The organism is Reyranella soli (genome assembly GCF_007992495.1).
Taxonomy (GTDB): domain Bacteria; phylum Pseudomonadota; class Alphaproteobacteria; order Reyranellales; family Reyranellaceae; genus Reyranella; species Reyranella soli.
Window position 1 is genome coordinate 1 of the sequence record NZ_BKAJ01000206.1, and the last position, 16,164, is coordinate 16,164.

17 protein-coding genes are annotated in these 16,164 nt (G+C 66.3%); 8 read left to right on the forward strand and 9 right to left on the reverse strand.

What is annotated here, in order from left to right:
* Positions 1-18 precede the first annotated feature (18 nt).
* Positions 19-150 (reverse strand): hypothetical protein, encoded by a 132-nt coding sequence (locus tag RSO01_RS49655; RefSeq protein WP_281291618.1) that lies wholly within the window; start codon positions 148-150, stop codon positions 19-21.
* Between the two features lie 100 nt (positions 151-250).
* Between RSO01_RS49655 and RSO01_RS41645 the strand changes: the two genes are divergently transcribed.
* The 3 genes from RSO01_RS41645 (at position 251) to RSO01_RS41655 (ending at position 2,095) form a co-directional block, all read left to right on the forward strand.
* On the forward strand, positions 251-1,156 hold the full coding sequence (locus tag RSO01_RS41645) for a LysR family transcriptional regulator (RefSeq protein ID WP_147156511.1): 906 nt from the start codon (positions 251-253) through the stop codon (positions 1,154-1,156).
* A gap of 185 nt (positions 1,157-1,341) precedes the next feature.
* The gene (locus RSO01_RS41650; RefSeq protein WP_147156512.1) at positions 1,342-1,704 is read left to right on the forward strand and encodes a hypothetical protein; all 363 of its coding nucleotides are present in this window, start codon (positions 1,342-1,344) and stop codon (positions 1,702-1,704) included.
* A 13-nt stretch (positions 1,705-1,717) separates the two neighbouring features.
* Complete coding sequence (locus RSO01_RS41655; RefSeq protein ID WP_147156513.1) at positions 1,718-2,095, forward strand: nuclear transport factor 2 family protein; 378 nt, start codon at positions 1,718-1,720, stop codon at positions 2,093-2,095.
* On the opposite strand, the gene RSO01_RS41660 is transcribed toward RSO01_RS41655, so the two are convergent.
* On the reverse strand, positions 2,082-3,227 hold the full coding sequence (locus RSO01_RS41660) for a M20 family metallopeptidase (RefSeq protein ID WP_147156514.1): 1,146 nt from the start codon (positions 3,225-3,227) through the stop codon (positions 2,082-2,084). The genes RSO01_RS41655 and RSO01_RS41660 overlap by 14 nt on opposite strands.
* A 27-nt stretch (positions 3,228-3,254) precedes the next feature.
* On the opposite strand from RSO01_RS41660, the gene RSO01_RS41665 reads away from it, so the two are divergent.
* A complete protein-coding gene (locus RSO01_RS41665; RefSeq protein WP_147156515.1) occupies positions 3,255-3,941 on the forward strand; it encodes a hypothetical protein in 687 nt (228 codons plus the stop codon).
* Here the strand turns inward: RSO01_RS41665 and RSO01_RS41670 are convergent.
* The 6 genes from RSO01_RS41670 to hemE are packed head-to-tail and all read right to left on the reverse strand — an operon-like array spanning position 3,865 to position 9,720.
* On the reverse strand, positions 3,865-4,212 hold the full coding sequence (locus tag RSO01_RS41670) for a hypothetical protein (protein ID WP_170303765.1): 348 nt from the start codon (positions 4,210-4,212) through the stop codon (positions 3,865-3,867). The two genes, RSO01_RS41665 and RSO01_RS41670, sit on opposite strands and share 77 nt — an antisense overlap.
* A gap of 30 nt (positions 4,213-4,242) precedes the next feature.
* Entirely contained in the window at positions 4,243-5,394 is a 1,152-nt protein-coding gene (locus RSO01_RS41675) for a C45 family autoproteolytic acyltransferase/hydrolase (RefSeq protein WP_147156517.1), read from the reverse strand.
* A gap of 50 nt (positions 5,395-5,444) precedes the next feature.
* A complete protein-coding gene (locus tag RSO01_RS41680; RefSeq protein ID WP_246159167.1) occupies positions 5,445-7,385 on the reverse strand; it encodes a serine hydrolase in 1,941 nt (646 codons plus the stop codon).
* Complete coding sequence (gene hemJ / locus RSO01_RS41685) at positions 7,319-7,744, reverse strand: protoporphyrinogen oxidase HemJ (protein WP_147156518.1); 426 nt, start codon at positions 7,742-7,744, stop codon at positions 7,319-7,321. The genes RSO01_RS41680 and hemJ overlap by 67 nt, the downstream gene beginning before the upstream one ends.
* Positions 7,734-8,666 carry a ferrochelatase gene (gene hemH, locus RSO01_RS41690; protein WP_170303766.1) on the reverse strand — a complete coding sequence of 311 codons (933 nt, stop codon included), beginning with the start codon at positions 8,664-8,666 and terminating at the stop codon, positions 7,734-7,736. The genes hemJ and hemH overlap by 11 nt, the downstream gene beginning before the upstream one ends.
* Positions 8,667-8,676: 10 nt before the next feature.
* Positions 8,677-9,720 carry a uroporphyrinogen decarboxylase gene (hemE, locus tag RSO01_RS41695; RefSeq protein WP_147156520.1) on the reverse strand — a complete coding sequence of 348 codons (1,044 nt, stop codon included), beginning with the start codon at positions 9,718-9,720 and terminating at the stop codon, positions 8,677-8,679.
* Between the two features lie 322 nt (positions 9,721-10,042).
* Between hemE and RSO01_RS41700 the strand changes: the two genes are divergently transcribed.
* From RSO01_RS41700 to RSO01_RS41710, 3 genes are read left to right on the forward strand one after another with little or no spacing between them, the layout of a single operon-like run.
* Entirely contained in the window at positions 10,043-10,879 is an 837-nt protein-coding gene (locus tag RSO01_RS41700; RefSeq protein WP_147156521.1) for a pyruvate, water dikinase regulatory protein, read from the forward strand.
* 26 nt (positions 10,880-10,905) lie between these two features.
* The gene (locus RSO01_RS41705; RefSeq protein WP_147156522.1) at positions 10,906-11,325 is read left to right on the forward strand and encodes a hypothetical protein; all 420 of its coding nucleotides are present in this window, start codon (positions 10,906-10,908) and stop codon (positions 11,323-11,325) included.
* Positions 11,322-12,290 (forward strand): Bug family tripartite tricarboxylate transporter substrate binding protein, encoded by a 969-nt coding sequence (locus RSO01_RS41710; RefSeq protein WP_170303767.1) that lies wholly within the window; start codon positions 11,322-11,324, stop codon positions 12,288-12,290. Before RSO01_RS41705 ends, RSO01_RS41710 begins: the two co-directional genes overlap by 4 nt.
* 146 nt (positions 12,291-12,436) lie before the next feature.
* Here the strand turns inward: RSO01_RS41710 and RSO01_RS41715 are convergent, their stop codons facing one another.
* Positions 12,437-15,229 carry a [protein-PII] uridylyltransferase gene (locus tag RSO01_RS41715; protein WP_147156524.1) on the reverse strand — a complete coding sequence of 931 codons (2,793 nt, stop codon included), beginning with the start codon at positions 15,227-15,229 and terminating at the stop codon, positions 12,437-12,439.
* Positions 15,230-15,274: 45 nt separating this feature from the next.
* On the opposite strand from RSO01_RS41715, the gene RSO01_RS41720 reads away from it, so the two are divergent.
* Entirely contained in the window at positions 15,275-16,162 is an 888-nt protein-coding gene (locus RSO01_RS41720) for a sugar ABC transporter substrate-binding protein (RefSeq protein ID WP_147156525.1), read from the forward strand.
* Positions 16,163-16,164: the final 2 nt, after the last annotated feature.

Here is a 16,164-nt window from a genome sequence, read left to right on the forward strand (position 1 = left end):
GTCCACCGTGCAGAGTTGCTAGCGGGCGGCGGCAGCGACCAGCCGGGCGATCTCGCGCACCAGGCCAGCAACCGCGGCGCCGCGCATGCGATGGGCACGCTGGGCGTAGATCTGGCGTTCGGTATGGTTGGGGTAGGCGATCGAGAACATGGAAACCTCCAAGAGTTGGAAGTTACTTAATTCCTATATGAATGGCCGTTAATCCTATCAGTTTGACTATCACTGATGAATTCTATTCATTATTGGCGCAATGATCGATCATGCGAGCGAAATGGCCGCCTTCGTGCGGGTCGTTGATTCCAATGGCTTTTCTGCCGCGGCGCCGGTGCTGGGGCTCAGCCCCTCGGCGGTCAGCAAGCTGATCACCCGGCTGGAGACCAGGCTCGGCGTGCGGCTGCTGCAGCGCACGACCCGCGCCTTGCACCTCACCCAGGAAGGCGAGGTCTTCTATGCCGCGGCCAAGCGCATCGTGGGCGAGATCGAATCGCTGGAGAACCAGATCGTCGGCGAGAGCGGCACGCCGAGCGGCGTGCTGCGGGTGACGACGTCGCTTGCCTTCGCCACGCATCAGCTCGCACCCGTGCTCTCGGAGTTCCTGGCCCGCTATCCGCTGGTGCAGTTCGAGCTGCTGCCGACCGACCGTGTGATCGACATGGTCGACGAGGGCATCGATGTCGCGCTGCGTATCGGACGGCTGGCCGACACCAGCTTCATGGCGCGCAAGATCGGCGAGGACAAACGCCTGATCTGCGCGGCGCCGTCCTATCTCGCGCGCCACGGCACGCCGCAGCGGCCCGAAGACCTGGCGCGGCACAATTGCATCGTGTCGCGCGACCAGCCCTATCTCAACCGCTGGTCCTTCAAGGTCGACGGCCGCCTCGTCGAAATCGACGTGCGCGGGCGGGTCGCGGTCGCCGAGGGCGAGGCGCAGATGCAGCTTGCCTTGCAGGGCATCGGCATCGTGCGGGTCACCAGGCTCACCCTGGCCCAGGCGATCCGCGAGGGCACGCTCGTGCCCTTGCTGGGCGCGTTCTCGGCCGAGGAGGCCGTGGCCATCCATGCCGTCTATCCGCACCGCCGCCATCTCGCGCCCAAAGTGCCGGCCTTCGTCAATTTCCTGATCGAGAAGTTCACGCCGCCGCCGTGGGAAATCTGATGAGGGGAGATATGATTGGCACATGCTGCTCAATCTCAGCCAGAACGGCCAGATCGCTTTGCCCGTCGCCGAGCTCGAGAAGCGCGGTCCTGGCGCTGATGCAGGAGGCGCCCAAGGGATACACGCCGCCGGCCGCATGATGCTAGGATCGGCCCCGATAAACATATGAAAGTCGAGGAGGGGATATGGACCGCGACACGGACCTCTTTGTGCAGGCCTTCTGGGTCAAGTGCCGCGACGTCGTCCGGCCCGAGCTCGACCGCGTCATCGACGAGCTGAAGGGCGCCGGCCACGACGCCAACGTCTCGACGCAGGAATACTCCCCCGTCGCCGACCAGCTACCCGACATCGGCCCCGTGCTGACGCTGACCGTGCATCCCAACGGCGCGTCGGAGGGCCGTCCGCTTCAGTTCCACGGCGACGTCGCCAAGGGCGACCTCGAGATCATCGGCAACGGCGGCAAGGCGCAGCGCTACGAGCTCGCGAGCGTCGACGAGGCGGTCGTGAAGCGTGAGGTCGCGGGCTGGCTGGCCGTTGCGCTCAAATAGCCGAGGAAGGACCATGCCCGACGCCATCGACGACCTGTTCCGCCGCTTCGGCAAGGCCTTCAACAAGGCCGACGTCGAGGAGATCGCGGCCTGCGTGACCGACGACTTCGAATGGCGATTGAACGCCGGGGCAGCGGGCGGCGCGCCGGGCGGTCGCGTGCTGCGGGGCAAGGACGACCTGCGCGCGCACTTCGCCGACAAGAGCAAGGCCCATCGCGAGGCGCGCTTTTCCGAGGCGCGCATCCATCGCTCGGGCGACAAGCTGTTCGGAACGTTCCGCGTCACCGGCATCGACCATGCCGGCAAGCCGTTCGACCGCTACGGCATCGATCTCTACGAGGTCCGGGATGGCAAGATCGCGCTGAAGGACAGCTACCTCAAGGCCGACTGAGGAAGCCGAGCGCCGCCTCGCAATACATGGCGTAGACCGGGCCGATCGAGGCAATGTCGGCCCATTCGTCGGCGGCATGCATGTTGCCGAAGCTGACGCCCGGCGCGCAGACGGTGGGAACGCCGTGCGCGGCCAGAAGATTGCCGATGTTGGAGGGGCCGCAGACATCGGCGGCGAACGGCCGGCCGAACGCGGCGCCGGCGGCGTGCGTGAAGCTCTGCACCAACCGGTCATCGCGCGGCACGACATAGGCCGGCCAGGAATCGACGATCTCGATGCCGGCCTCGGCATCGACGGCGTGCACGATCTGCTCGAGCCAGCGCGTGGCCTGCGCCGCATCGAAACTGCGCGTCAGGCGGATGTCGACATGGCAAACCGCAAGGTCGGGCACGACGCTGAAGCCCTCGCCGCCTTCGATGCGCGTCACCGTCGCCGCCGGCCCGAAGGGGAACGCGGCATCGGCCACATCGGGGAAGACGGGATCGGCGAGCCTGAGCGCGAAGGCGGCGGCCTTGGTGAGCGCATTGACGCCGCGACGCTCGGCATCGCCCGAATGCGCGGCGATGCCGGCGAAGCGCAGGCGGGCGCGCAGGAAGCCGCGGCTGCCGGCAACGATGCCGGCATTGCCGGGATAGCCCAGCGACGCGGCATCGGGCGGCCGGCCGACAGCCTCGAGATAGGCCCGCACGCCGCCGAACCGGCCGGTGTGCTCGTCGGCGTCGAACAGCACGTGCAGGGTGCCGCGCGGCAGGCCGCTCTTGGCAAAATGTCGCGCGACATGGGCGAGGATGGCGACGCCCGCCTTGGAATCCGCGGCGCCGCGGCCGAGCAGCCGACCGTCGCGCACCGTCCCGGAGAAGGGCGGCGCGCTCCATTGGCTCGGGTCGCCGGCTGGCGCGGTATCGATGCAGGCGTCGAGGCAGAGCACAGGCCCCGGCGTGGCGCCCACGTTCTCGACCAGCACCGCCACCGGCTTGCCCGAGGGATCGTCGAGCAGCCGCGGCGCGAGACCGTTCTCGGCGAGCCACGTCTGGACGACCGACAGCACCGGTTGCGGCGGATCGATGCCGGCGCAGGACGGCGTCGCCACCAGGCGTGACGCCAGCTCGACGATGCTATCGATGGGGATCATGACCCATCATGTATAGTGCGCCGGCCGATGAAAGTAACTTTGCCTCCGCCGCCGGCGCGCTTCGAGCTTCCCGACCTGGCCTTGCTCGGCACACTCCTGATCGTCGCCGTCATCGGCAGCTCGCAGATGTCCCTGATGGTGATCGACGCCGCGGCCCACATCACCGCCGCCTGGCTCGGTAATGCCTGGGCGCTGTTCTACGACCAGGTCACGGGCCGCGCCGTTTCGACCCTGCTGGCCTTCGGCCTGGCCTGGGCACTCGGCGGACTTGTCGACATGCCGGCGCGGGTCTTCGTCATCGTGGCGCATGTCCTGTACTTTGCCGTCCCGCTCGTTTTCTTTCTGGTCCTGCGCGCCGTCGAGCTGCAGCGGATCTTCTCCCGCCTCTACCTGGCAGCGGCGCTGGTCCTGGTCTTCTTCAACTCCGAGCAGATTGCCGGCATGGGCCTTTGGATGATCTGGCTCGCCGTGCTCGACCATCCGCAGCGATCGCGGCAGGCGAAGGCGATCACCACGATCGTGATCGCGCCGCTGCTGGTGTTCACGCATCCCGCCATGGCCATCACCTGCGTGGTGTTCGCGGTCGGCGGCTTTGCCCTCCGGGTGCTCGACCGGCCTTTCCCGCTGCAACTCGCCATCACGTCCGCGGCCATGGGCGTGCTGGTGACGGCCGGCTACTTCGCCAGCTCCGCAGCCCGGAAAGGAACAGGATGACCGTCGTGGTCACGGCGAGGCGATAGGGTGTCGACAGCGCATTGGCCGTGACGACGCTCACCGCGGCATCGATCCAGAACGGCAATGGCGGATAGAAATAGAAAGCCGGACTGCCCAGGCCGTCGAACGAGTCTGGCATCCAGCGCGGATAGAGGATGCCGGCGCGGACCTGCTCGGCAAACTGGCTTGCCCAGGTGAGGTTCTGCGGCGAGCTGTGACTGATCAGCGTGCCCAGCACCAGCGTCGGCAACAGCAGCAGCGCAGCCGCCATTGCCAGGACGAAAGCCGGACGGCGCAAAGTCTAGTCCGCCGCCTGCCTTTGCGCGGTGCGGTCGGGCGTCAGGCCGTAGGTCGTGAAGCGCTTGTTGAGCGACGGCATCGGGCAGGCTTCGAGATGGCCTTCGCCCGGGCGCATCAGGATCATGGCCGTGGTCGCCGTCTTCACGCCGCGCGTGTTGAGCCGCGGCGGCCGGCACACCGACCAGGGCGAGTTCCAGTCGTCGAAGAAGGCCGAGCGGAAATCGTCCAGCGTAAGCTTGCCGCGCTTCGGGCTGAGCTGGTCACGCACGCGCTTGTCGCGATAGATCGAGCAGGGCGTTTCGGCGAGACCGGTATCCTTCACCTTGGCGCGCGCCGAATCGGCGATCCAATGGTTGGCGTGGACATAGAGGCCGCGCTCGGGCGCCAGCCAGAACGTGTCATCGGGCGCACATTCGAAGCCGAAGGCCTCGCCGCCGCCGCCAGAGACGGTCGCGTGGCTCACCGCCATGTGGTTGGAACCGAGCTTGGGCGTCGACATGATGGTATGCACGGCATTGGCGAGATAGGCGCTCTCCAGCACCTTGCGGCGGATGAAGGGCAACGGCACGCCGGAGCCGCGCGTGTAGTCGCGGTCGCATTGCAGGGCATTGGCCGTGAGGCCGATGCCGGCCGAGTTCAGGCCCGAGCGCGCGAGACCGCCGGCTTCGGTGAAGGTCAGGATGTCGGGGCCATCGTCGCGATGGATGCGCAGGATCACGCCGGTCTCGGCGCACTCGGCGCGCCAGTCCCAGTTCTGGCCGTGCAGCAACACGCCGTCGGCGCTGGCTTCAGGCAAGGCGAGCGCCGCGGTGCAGCCGTCGGGCACCTGCTTGGCCTCCTGCTCCTGGCGGGCAGCGGCCACCATCTCGGTGCGGGCGTTCATCAGCACCACGGCGGCGAAGGGCTCGTTCGCGCCCTCGGCGATGCCGCGCATCTCCTCGATGTAGGTCGGATCGAACTTCTCGATCGACGGCACCAGCGCCTCGGCGCGGTGCTCGAGCTCGGCCCAGTCGACGCCGCTCTTGAGCAGCGATTCGGCGTACATCTTGGCGCCGCGGCGCAGGCGGTCGGCGGCGGCCTTGCCGTGCGCACGGCCACGCTCGCGCGGGCTGCCGGAGAGGTCGATCAGGGGAAACGGTGCGTACTCGGCCATGGATGCCTCCTAAGCCGCGGAAGATAGCGTCTGTGCCCGCAGCTCGCTCCCTAATTTATCCTCGCCCCTCTGACTTCCCAGGGACCGGGGTTGAGCACGACGCCGGTGACCTTGCCGGTCAGGTCGCTCTCGAATGCAAGGCGTGTGCGATCGCCACCTTCGACACGAAACTCCGTGTTCGACGTCGCTTGCAGAGGAACCGGTTTATCCTTCTCGAAGTCGAGGACCGCCCATCGTCCCGTTGCAGCCACCTCGAGCTTGCCGCCCTCGACCCGCACCTGGATTCGGGCGCCGGGCAGGCGGATGGCCTCGCGCACGATCGTGATGTCGATGGGGGCGTCCTGATCCTTGCGCGTGATCTTGAGCCGGACCGGCGTGCCGGCGCGGCCACGCAGCTTGTCGAGCACCTGGTTGAGGTCGAGCCCTCTTGTCCCGACGCCGTCGATTTCAGTGACGAGATCGCCGGCCTTCACGCCGGCCTTTTGGGCAGGTCCGCCATCGATCGGCGAGCGAACCGTGACCTTGTCGTCCATCACGGCGACCTCGAGCCCGGTGCCGGCGAACGCGAAGGCAGGAATCGGCGCCTGCTTGTCGCGCGAACTGAGCGACGCCCCGAAATCGTAAGTCCCGGCGTAGTTCTTGAGCGTGTCCGCGCTCACGACGGTGGGTGTCGACGCTGCTTCCCGTCCTGGAATACTGAGGGCGGCGTAGGTTAGATGCCGAAAGGCATCTCGGTAAAACGCGCCCGCATCGGGCGGGACCTGGATCATCTGCACACCGATCAGCTTCTCGACCGGATCGATCCAGAAATACGTTCCCCAGATGCCGCTCCAGTTGAAGCTGCCGACGGCGCCGGGAATGAGGCTGAAGTCTGGGTTGGTGCGCACGGCGAAGCCCAAGCCCCATCCCGTGCCCACGCGCGGGCCGACGAACTGGCCGACGACGCCAGCAAAGCGCATGTCGGGCGGCATCGTGTTCGTCGTCATCTGCCGCACGGTCTTTGCCGAAAGAAGACGAACGCCGTCGAGCTCGCCTCCGTTCAGCAGCATCTGACAAAAGCGCAGGTAGTCAGGCGACGTCGAGACCAGCCCGCCGCCGCCGGAGAACAGTTTCGGTTTCTTGGTGACATCCCAGGTCGGCGGACGACCATCAGGCGGCGGATCGACCAGACGGCCAAGCTTGTCTTCGGGAACGTAGAAGCCGGTATCGACCATGCCGAGCGGCCGGAAGACACGAGCCTGCAGGAACTCATCGAAGCTCTGCCCCGAGACGACCTCGATCACCCGCGCCAGCACGTCGACGCCCCAACTGTATTCCCAGACCTCGCCGGGCTGATGGACAAGCGGCACATTGGCAAGCGCGGGCACGAAGTCCGCGAGGGTTTTATCGCGCCTGAACGTCGGCACAGTGTTGTAAGTCCCGTGCAGCAGGTCCATACCCTCTTCCGGATAGGTGAGCCCGGAAGTGTGTTGCAGCAGATCGACCACTTCCATTGGCCGCTTTGCCGGCACACGGTCAAGACCGACCTTCATGTCCCGGAGCTCCGGCAGGTATCTGGCGACCGGTGCGTTCAGCTCGAGCTTGCCCTCCTCGACCAGCATCATCGCCGCCACGCTGGTGACCGGCTTGGTCATCGACGCGATCCAGAAGATGGCATCGGGCTTCAGCGGGATCTTTCCGGCGCGGTCATAGGTCCCGATCGCCTGCAAGTTGGCGAGCTTGCCAGCGCGGGCGATGGCGACCACGGCGCCCGGCAATGCGCCTGTATCGATCTGCGCTTGATACCACGGGGCGATGCGCGCCAGCCGCGCCGGCGAAAAACCGGCACCAACCGGATCGGGCACTGTGAGGTTCTGCGCAAAACTACTAGTGCACAGCGCAAGCATCAGGAGTGCTGCGCTCGCCAGCTGTGCAAGTCTCTTCATCAGAAAGGTTTTAGCACCGCCAAGAACACGATGGCGATCATCAGCACCGTCGGCACCTCGTTCCACCAGCGATAATACGTTGCAGGCCTTGTGTTGCGGTCCGCCTCGAAGTCCTTGCGCCAGCGGCCGTAGAGGTGGTGGATCAGGGTGAGGCCCACCACCAGCGAGAACTTCACCTGCCACCAGCCGGCATGCCACCAGTCGCCGCGCCAGGCGAGCGCCAGGCCGAAGATCCAGACCAGCATCATCGCGGGGTTCATGATGCCGCGCAGCAGGCGGCGCTCCATAACCTTGAAGGTTTCGCTCTGCTTGGATCCTGGCTCGGCGTCGGCGTGATAGACGAACAGGCGCGGCAGGTAGAGCAGACCTGCCATCCAGGCAATGACGGCCACGATGTGCAGCGCCTTCAGGATCTCATAGAGCATCGCGCACCAGCCTCGCGAGACCTGCGATGAACAGCGGATGCGTGCCGACCGTGGGCACGCGGATGTAGCTCGGCACCCCGACCTTGTCGGCGAGATGGCGGTATTCGATGTCGAGCTCGACCAGCGTCTCGGAGTGCTCCGACACGAAGGACAGCGGATAGAGCACGACCGAAACCTTGTCCGCGCCGGCCCGCGTGATCTCGGCGTCGGTCGAGGGGCCGATCCATTTCAGCGGGCCGACGCGGCTTTGGTAGCAGACCGACCAGTCGAGGTCGCCGATAACATCGGCGATGGCTTTGGCCGTGTGCTCGACCTGGCTTTGATAAGGATCACCCGCCTTGATCACCCGCTCCGGCAGGCCGTGCGCCGAGAACAGCACACGGTGAGGCGCATTGCCGACCTGGGCCAGGCCTTCCTTCAGCAGGGCGACGGACGCGGCGATGAATCCCGGTTCGGTCGGATAATCCTTCACGACCTTGGTCGGCACCTTGAACTTCGCCGTGTCGTTCCATGCCTTGAAGGACGATTCGGTGGTCGCGGTGGAGTACTGCGGATAGAGCGGCAGCAGCACGATGCGGTCGGGCTTGAAGCGCTCGACCGAGCGTACGACAGCCTCGGTCATGGGATGCCAGTAGCGCATGCAGACATAGCCGCGCCATTCGTGTTCGGTGCCCAGCTCTCCTTCGAGCGCGCGCGCCTGCGCCTCGGTCTGGCCCAGGATGGGCGAGGAACCGCCGATCTTGTCGTAGATCGCCCGCGCCGTCGGGGCGCGCCGGCGCGCCAGAAAGCTCGCCAGGGGTCCACGAATGAAACCGGGCACGCGCAGGATCGCTGGATCTCCGAACAGATTGCGCAGAAACGGCTGCACGGCCTCCAGCGAATCCGGTCCACCGAGGTTGAACAGGATGATCGCGATCTTCACGTCGTCGCCCTCATGAGGTGGAGGGCTTCCAGTTGCGCACGATCTCGACCAGTTGAGCGACATGTTCAGGCGGCGTCTGCGGCACGACGCCATGGCCGAGATTGAAGATGAAGGGGCCATGGCCGAGCTTGTCGAGGATGCGGGTCGCCTCGCGCTCGAGCGCAACCCCTCCGGCCACCAGCATCATCGGATCGAGATTGCCCTGCAGACAGATATGCGGCTGCAGCTCGCGCGCGGCCCAATGGGCGCCGATTCCGGTATCGATCGACAGGGCGGCAAACGCATCGCTGCGGCGATACATCAGCGTCGCCGGACCAATGGCGCGCGGAAAGGCGATAATCGGTGTCTTGGGATGCCGGGCATGAACGGCATGGGCGATGCGCACCATGGGCTCGAGCGACCAGCTGAAAAGCTGCTCCTCCGGCAGCAAGCCGGCCCAGGTGTCGAAGAGTTGAACGGCGTCGGCGCCGGCGTCAATCTGGTTGACGAGATGATCGACGATCGCGTCGACCAGAAGATCGATCAAGAGGCTGAAGGAATCGGGATGGCGATAGGCCCAGGCCTTGACCTTGGCGAAGTCACGGCTGCCGCCGCCTTCGATCATGTAGCAGGCGAGGGTGAAGGGTGCGCCGGCGAATCCCAGCAGCGCGGTCCCCTTCGCCAGCGCCGATCGCGTCTGACGGATCGCCTGATAGACCGGCGCCAACTTCTCGGGCAGGCGCGCCCTGGTCAGGCGGGCGAAATCGGCTGGTTCGGTCAACGGCTCGAGCTTCGGACCTTCGCCTTCCTCGAACCAGACCTTCTGGCCGAGCCCATCGGGCACCACCAGGATGTCGGAAAAGATGATCGCCGCATCGAGACCGAAGCGCCGCACGGGCTGTAGCGTCACCTCCATGGCCCTGTCGGGCGTGTAGCACAGGTCGAGGAACGAGCCGGTGTCCGCCCGGACGGCGCGGTATTCCGGCAGATAGCGCCCAGCCTGGCGCATCAGCCAGATCGGCGGCGTCGGAAAGCGCGTTCCGGCCAGCGTCTCCAGGAGTTTCCCGGTGCTCACTGCTCATCCCTCATGCTTCCTCTTACTCTATTCATAATAGGTAGTAGGAGTAGTAGGGGGTGTGGCACATGGGGATGCGCCCTATTGGTAAGGCGTCCCCAGGCCGCTGTGGATCGGCCAAGGCCGATCCGACGAGCTTTCACCGCTGGATTCCCGATTCGCAGGGTATTCCTCCCAGTCTGTCCGCAAGGGACGGGAAATGGATGGGGCCGGCCGGTCCGTGGCCTGAATCGGCGCTGTCCGGCGGATCGGCCTGGCTGTCCCCGTCTTGCCCTCGCCAATCCCGCGTTTCTCCCCGGGTCGCTGTGGGGTAGAAAAGACCGTGGCCAACCGAAACTTCCACGTCCATCTCGTATCCGACTCGACCGGCGAGACCGTATCGAGCGTGGCGCGTGCCTGCCTTGTGCAATACGAGGGCGTGTTCGTGCAGGAACATGTCTGGTCGCTGGTCCGAACCAAAGGCCAGATGGACAAGGTCATGCAAGCGGTCGAACGCGACCGCGGTCCCGTGCTCTATACGCTGGTCGATCCCGAGTTGCGCGACCTGGTGCGCGATCACTGCCGGCGCCTGCAATTGCCCTGCGTCGGCGTGCTCGATCAGGCGATGAGCGTGCTGGCCGTGCACTTCCATTCCAAGAGCGAGCAGTGGCCGGGCCGCCAGCATCAGCTCGACGAAGGCTATTTCGATCGCATCGACGCCATGCACTACACCCTGGCGCACGATGACGGCCAGTCGACGCACGATCTCGAAGATGCCGATGTCATCCTGGTCGGGCCGTCGCGCACCTCCAAGACGCCGACCTGCGTCTATCTCGCCAATCGCGGCGTGCGTGCGGCCAACGTGCCGCTGGTGCCGCTGGTCGATCCGCCGTCTGCGCTGGAATCGGCCAAGCGGCCTTTGATCGTCGGCCTGATCACCGATCCCGAACGGCTGGTGCAGATCCGCGTCAATCGCCTGCGCCTGCTGCAGCAGAACACCGAGACCGACTACACCGACATGGACAACGTGCAGCGCGAGATCCAGGAAGCGCGCCGCCTCTATGCTCGCCGCAAGTGGGCGACCATCGACGTCACGCGCCGATCGATCGAGGAGACTGCAGCGGCGATCCTGCAGATGCTGGCGGTGCGCCGCGACCAGCGGCTGCAGGCGACGGAATAAGCATCGACACGGCAAGGGAGGCGATCATGCGTATTCGTCATCCTCGTACGGGCATTGCAGTTGGTCTGATTTTTGCTGCTTCTTCGGCATTGGCTGCGAATGGCATCGACGTCACGCGCGGCCAGGACGCGATGGTCTTCGGCAACTGCGTGCCGAGCCTCGTGGTCGAGAACAACTCGATGGAGATCATCGACTACCTGCAGGTCGATGTCGCCGTCGCGCTGGAGAACGGCCAGGAACGCGTCGTTGAGCTTAAATCGGCATACCGGGAAGGTGTGCTCCATCCAATCGGGGTCGGAGGGAAGGCAGTCTTGCAACAACATCTCGATACATCGAAGGCGCTGGGCGTGGGCTGCGGCGATCTGAAGACGCGCCGCGTCGTGCGCACCATTTGCGAGGCTGAAGGCGGCAAGTCGTGCGCCTCGTCGGTGTCGGTGCAGCCGTGATCCGTAGAAGGACTTTCGTCGGCGCCGCCGGCGCTTCGCTGCTGGCCGCTCCCGCTCTCGGACAAGGCGCCTTCCCGAACAAGCCACTGAAGATGGTGGTGCCCTATCCGCCGGGCGGCGGCACGGATGGCCTCGGACGCATTACGGGGCAATTCCTGTCCGAGAAGCTCGGTCAACCGATCATCATCCAGAACATCGGCGGCGCTTCGAGCACCGTCGGGTCGGAAACAGTGCGCCGGGCCGATCCCGACGGCTACACGCTGCTCTTCAACGCCAGCCTGTTCGTGCTGGGCAAGACGGTGGTGCCGACCTGCCCGTACGATCCCGTGACCGACTTCCGCGCCATCGCCCAGGCGGGCGAGGCTCCGCTGGTGCTCCTGGTCAACAACAACGTGCCGGGCACCGACTACAAGAGCACCATGGAGGCGATTGCCAAGGAGCCGAAGAAGTACTTCTTCGCCCTGTCGTCGGGCGGCTCCGCCGGTCATATCGCCACGCTGGCGTTCCTGAAGAAGACCGGCCTGCCGCTCGACACCATCCTCTACAAGGGCACGGCGCCGGCCAATGCCGACCTGCTGGCGGGCAACGTCCAGCTCTTCATGGATCCCTGGACGGCGCTCCTGCCGCTCGCGACCTCGGGCCGTGCACGCGGACTTTTCGTGACGTCGAAGGAACGCACCAAGCTTGCGCCCAACATTCCGACCTCCGACGAGGTCGGGCTGAAGGACTTCAATATCAGCTCCTGGTACGGCGTGTGGGCGCCCAAGGACACGCCTGATGCCATCGTCGACAAGCTCGCGAGCGCGATGGCGGAAGTCTCCAAGGACCCGGCTTTCATCGAGAAGACGACGTCGCTCGGTATCGTGCCGACGGCGCGCGGGCCCAAGGACTTCGCCGCCTTCATCAAGACCGAGGTCGAGGTGAACACGGCGCTCCTGAAGGAGTCGGACTTCAAGCCGGAATAGTCTTCCGGGAGCGCGGGCCTCCCGGCCCGCATCATGTCATCCTGAGCGTAGCGAAGGATCTCATGCCGGTTGCAAGCGGCGATGAGGTCCTTCGCTTTGCTCAGGACGACTGATTATGAGCGGGCCGGAGGCCCGCGCTCCCAAAGCTACTCTGCCGCCTTCGCCACCGGCTCGAAGCGCGCGTCGAAGTCGCGGATGGATTTCTCGACGGTGTCGGCGACCTGCTTCAGCTTGTCCTGGTTCACCACCTTCAGGCCGAACAGGTCCTTCACGTAGAACACGTCGACGGCGCGCTCGCCGTAGGTGGTGATGTGGGCCGAGGCAACCTGCAGGCTCATGCGCGTGAGCGCGCGGGTCACGACGTGCAGGAAGCCCGGACGGTCGCGGCCGTTGACCTCGATCACGGTGAACGTGTCCGAGGCATTGTTGTCGATCAGCACGCGCGGCTCGACGGTGAAGACGCGGTCACGCTTGGGCCAGGACGGGCGCTGGCTTTCGAGCTCGCGCTGGATGTCGAGGCGGTTGGAGAGCGCGATCTCGACGCGGGCGGCGAGCCGGGCCAGGCGCTGCGGGCCGTCGAACGGCTTGCCCTCGAGGTCCTGGATCCAGAAGGTGTCGAGCGCCATGCCGTTGGCCAGGGTGAAGATCTTGGCGTCGACGATGTTGGCGCCGCTGATCGCCATGGCGCCGGCCAGCCGCGCGAACAGGCCATGCGTGTCGAGGGTGTAGATCGTGACCTCGGTGACCGAGCGCTCGCCGTCGATGCGATGCTCTATGGCCAGCGGCTGGCGCTCGCGCTCGGCGCGCCGCACCAGCTCGGCCTGGCGCGCCAGTGTGTCGGGATCGAACGACAGCCAATAGGGCGCGTAGCCGCGGGCAAAATGCTCTTCACGCTCGGCCTCGGTCCAGCTCGTCAGGCGCTTGGCCACCTCGGCCTGGATCTGCTTGATGCGCTCCGCGCGGCCGCCCGACAGCGTGCCGCCCGACAGCACCTGCTCGGTGGCGTAGTAGAGCTGGCGCAGCAAAGCGGCCTTCCAGCCGTTCCACACGTTGGGCCCGACGGCGCGGATGTCGCAGACCGTCAACACCAGCAGGAGGCGCAGGCGCTCGGGCGATTGCACCAGGGCGGCGAAGGTGTCGATGGTCTTGGGATCCATCAGGTCGCGCTGGAAGGCAGTGCCCGACATGGCGAGGTGGTAGCGCACCAGCCACGACACGGTCTCGGTCTCGGCGGCGCTCAGCCCCAGGCGCGGTCCGAGCTGCATGGCCACATCGGCGCCCAGCACCGAATGATCGCCGCCGCGGCCCTTGGCGATGTCGTGCAGCAGCACGGCGAGATAGAGCACCGGCCGCGACAGGATCTTGTGCACCACCTGGGCGGACAAGGGATGGTCTTCCTTGAGCGTGCCGTTCTCGATGCGCGAGAGGATGCCGATCGCCCGGATGGTGTGCTCGTCGACCGTGTAGGTGTGGTACATGTCGTGCTGCGTCTGGGCGACGACACGACCGAAATCGGGCACGAAGCGGCCGAACACGCCGGCCTCGTTGAGTCGCCGGAGCGTCGTCTCCGGGTCGTGCTTGGACGTCATCATCTGCATGAACAGACGATTGGCCTCGGCATCGGTGCGCAGCCGATCGACCAGGCGGATGTTCTGGGTGATCAGGCGCAACGTCGCGGGATGGATGTCGAGGTCGTTCTCCTGCGCGACATGGAACAGGCGCAGGATCGCCACCGGATCCTTGGTGAAGGCGTCGGACGAAACGACCGCCAGCCGCTCGCCGTCGAGTCGGAAACCTTCGAGCTCGCGCGGCCGCAGGGTCTGCCACAGGGCGGCGAGCTTGGGCTTGCGCCGGCGGCTGTCCTCCAGCGCGGCGATGAAGATGCGCGTGAGGTCGCCGACGATCTTGGCATGCAGGTAGTAGTGCTTGGTGAAGCGCTCGACGCCGCGGCTGCCTGGGCGGTCCTGATAGCCCAGGCGCGCGGCGATCTCGCGCTGCAACTCGAACGACAGGCGATCGTCGGCGCGGCCGGTCAGATAGTGGATGTGGCAGCGCACCGTGGTGAAGAAGCGCTCGGCGCGCTCGAAGTGCCGCGCCTCCTCCTTGGTGAGCACGCCCTTGGCCACCAGTTCGCTGGGCTCGTGGACGCGATAGAGATACTCGGCGATCCAGAACAGCAGGTGCAGGTCGCGCAGCCCGCCCTTGCCTTCCTTGACGTTGGGCTCGACGACGTAACGTGAATCGCCCATGCGTTGATGGCGCTGGTCGCGCTCGGCGAGCTTGGCCTCGACGAAGTCGCGGCCGTCGCCGGTCAGGAACTTCTGAGCGAAGCCCTTGACCATCTCGTCGAACAGCTCGCGGTCGCCCCACACATAGCGCGCCTCCAGGAGCGCGGTGCGGATGGTCTGGTCGCGCTCGGCGTAGCGCAGGCTCTCCTCGACGGTGCGCGTGGCGTGGCCGACCTTCAGCCCGAGGTCCCACAGCAGGTAGAGCATGAACTCGACGATCTGCTCGCCCCTGGGCGTTTGCTTGTAGGGCCGCAGGAACAAGAGATCGATGTCCGACAACGGCGCCAACTCGCCGCGGCCGTAGCCGCCGGTCGCCACCACGCCCAGGCGCTCGGCGGCGCTGGGGTTGGCGGCGGGATAGATGCGCTGGTCGGCGAAATCGAAGATCACGCGGATCAGCTGGTCCATCAGGAACGAGGTGGCGGCCAGCACCTGGTCGCCATCGTTGCGCAGCGGCCCCGGCTCCTCGAAGCGGCGGCGGATCTCAGCCCGGCCGGCGGCCAAGGCATCGCGTAGCAGGGAGAGCACGGCCGGGCGCGGCGGCTCGCCGCCGGTCGGCAGGTCCTCGACCAGGGTGGCCAAGGCGTCCTCCAGCGCGCGCCGGCGCACGATGGCGCGGCGGTCGGGGATCTGGTCGTAGGGCTTGGCCATTTGCGGCGCGATACTACAGGCTAAGGATCCCCTAAAATAGGGACCATGCCGCACCCCTTCACCCTCGCCGTCTTCACCAAGAACCGCGTCAATCCGGCCTATGCCGCGGCCCGGCTGGCCGCCGACCGGGTTGCCGCCGAAGCCGGCGCGCGGACCCTGCATTTCGTGCCGACGACACCCGACGACGTCGGCCAGCAGAAGGTTTTGGTCGGCGAAGCGCTGGCGGCCGTGCCGGACGCGGTCGTGTTCGTGCCTGTCGACGACAAGCAGATGGTGCCCGGCCTCGCGCGCTTTGCCGACGCCGGCATCCCGGTCGTGACCTGCATCAATCGCATGGAGGGCAAGGTTATAAGCTTCGTCGGCTCCGACGATGTCGCCGTCGGCCACACCGCCGCAAAGGCCCTGTTCGCTGCCCTCGACGGAAAGGGCCGCATTGTCGCCATAGAAGGCACACCGGCCGCCCCGACCAGCCGCGATCGTACCGTCGGCCTGCACAAGGCCTTGGCGGAGGTGCCGGGCGTACGGCTCGCCGGTTCGGGCGTCGGCTATTTCCAGCAGGCACCGGCGCGCGAGGCGATGGCGCGGCTCTTGGCCGAGCATGGCGAGATCGACGGCGTCTGGACCTCGAACGACGTCATGGCCTTCGGCGTGCTCGAGGCACTGGCGGCGGCCGGCCGCACGGCCAAGGTCGTAGGTGTCAATGGCCTGCCCGAGGCGATCGACAACATCGAACGCGGCACCATGCAGGCCAGTGTCGATTTCAGCGCCTTCAATATTGCCGGCATCGCCGCCCGCGCCGCCTTGCGTCATCTGCGCGGCGAGGCGGTGCCGGCCTCGATCATGGTGCCGGCGGCGCTCATCGATCAAACCAACTATCAGCGGTGGAAGGTGCCTTTCGCGTTGCGACCGACACCGGCATGGAAGGAGCCGTGAGC

Coding starts and splice junctions, on each gene's coding strand:
- RSO01_RS49655 (WP_281291618.1), bottom strand. CDS start 150: ATGTTCTCGATCGCCTACCCCAACCATACCGAACGCCAGATCTACGCC.
- RSO01_RS41645 (WP_147156511.1), top strand. CDS start 251: ATGATCGATCATGCGAGCGAAATGGCCGCCTTCGTGCGGGTCGTTGAT.
- RSO01_RS41650 (WP_147156512.1), top strand. CDS start 1,342: ATGGACCGCGACACGGACCTCTTTGTGCAGGCCTTCTGGGTCAAGTGC.
- RSO01_RS41655 (WP_147156513.1), top strand. CDS start 1,718: ATGCCCGACGCCATCGACGACCTGTTCCGCCGCTTCGGCAAGGCCTTC.
- RSO01_RS41660 (WP_147156514.1), bottom strand. CDS start 3,227: ATGATCCCCATCGATAGCATCGTCGAGCTGGCGTCACGCCTGGTGGCG.
- RSO01_RS41665 (WP_147156515.1), top strand. CDS start 3,255: ATGAAAGTAACTTTGCCTCCGCCGCCGGCGCGCTTCGAGCTTCCCGAC.
- RSO01_RS41670 (WP_170303765.1), bottom strand. CDS start 4,212: ATGGCGGCTGCGCTGCTGCTGTTGCCGACGCTGGTGCTGGGCACGCTG.
- RSO01_RS41675 (WP_147156517.1), bottom strand. CDS start 5,394: ATGGCCGAGTACGCACCGTTTCCCCTGATCGACCTCTCCGGCAGCCCG.
- hemJ (WP_147156518.1), bottom strand. CDS start 7,744: ATGCTCTATGAGATCCTGAAGGCGCTGCACATCGTGGCCGTCATTGCC.
- RSO01_RS41705 (WP_147156522.1), top strand. CDS start 10,906: ATGCGTATTCGTCATCCTCGTACGGGCATTGCAGTTGGTCTGATTTTT.
- RSO01_RS41715 (WP_147156524.1), bottom strand. CDS start 15,229: ATGGCCAAGCCCTACGACCAGATCCCCGACCGCCGCGCCATCGTGCGC.
- RSO01_RS41720 (WP_147156525.1), top strand. CDS start 15,275: ATGCCGCACCCCTTCACCCTCGCCGTCTTCACCAAGAACCGCGTCAAT.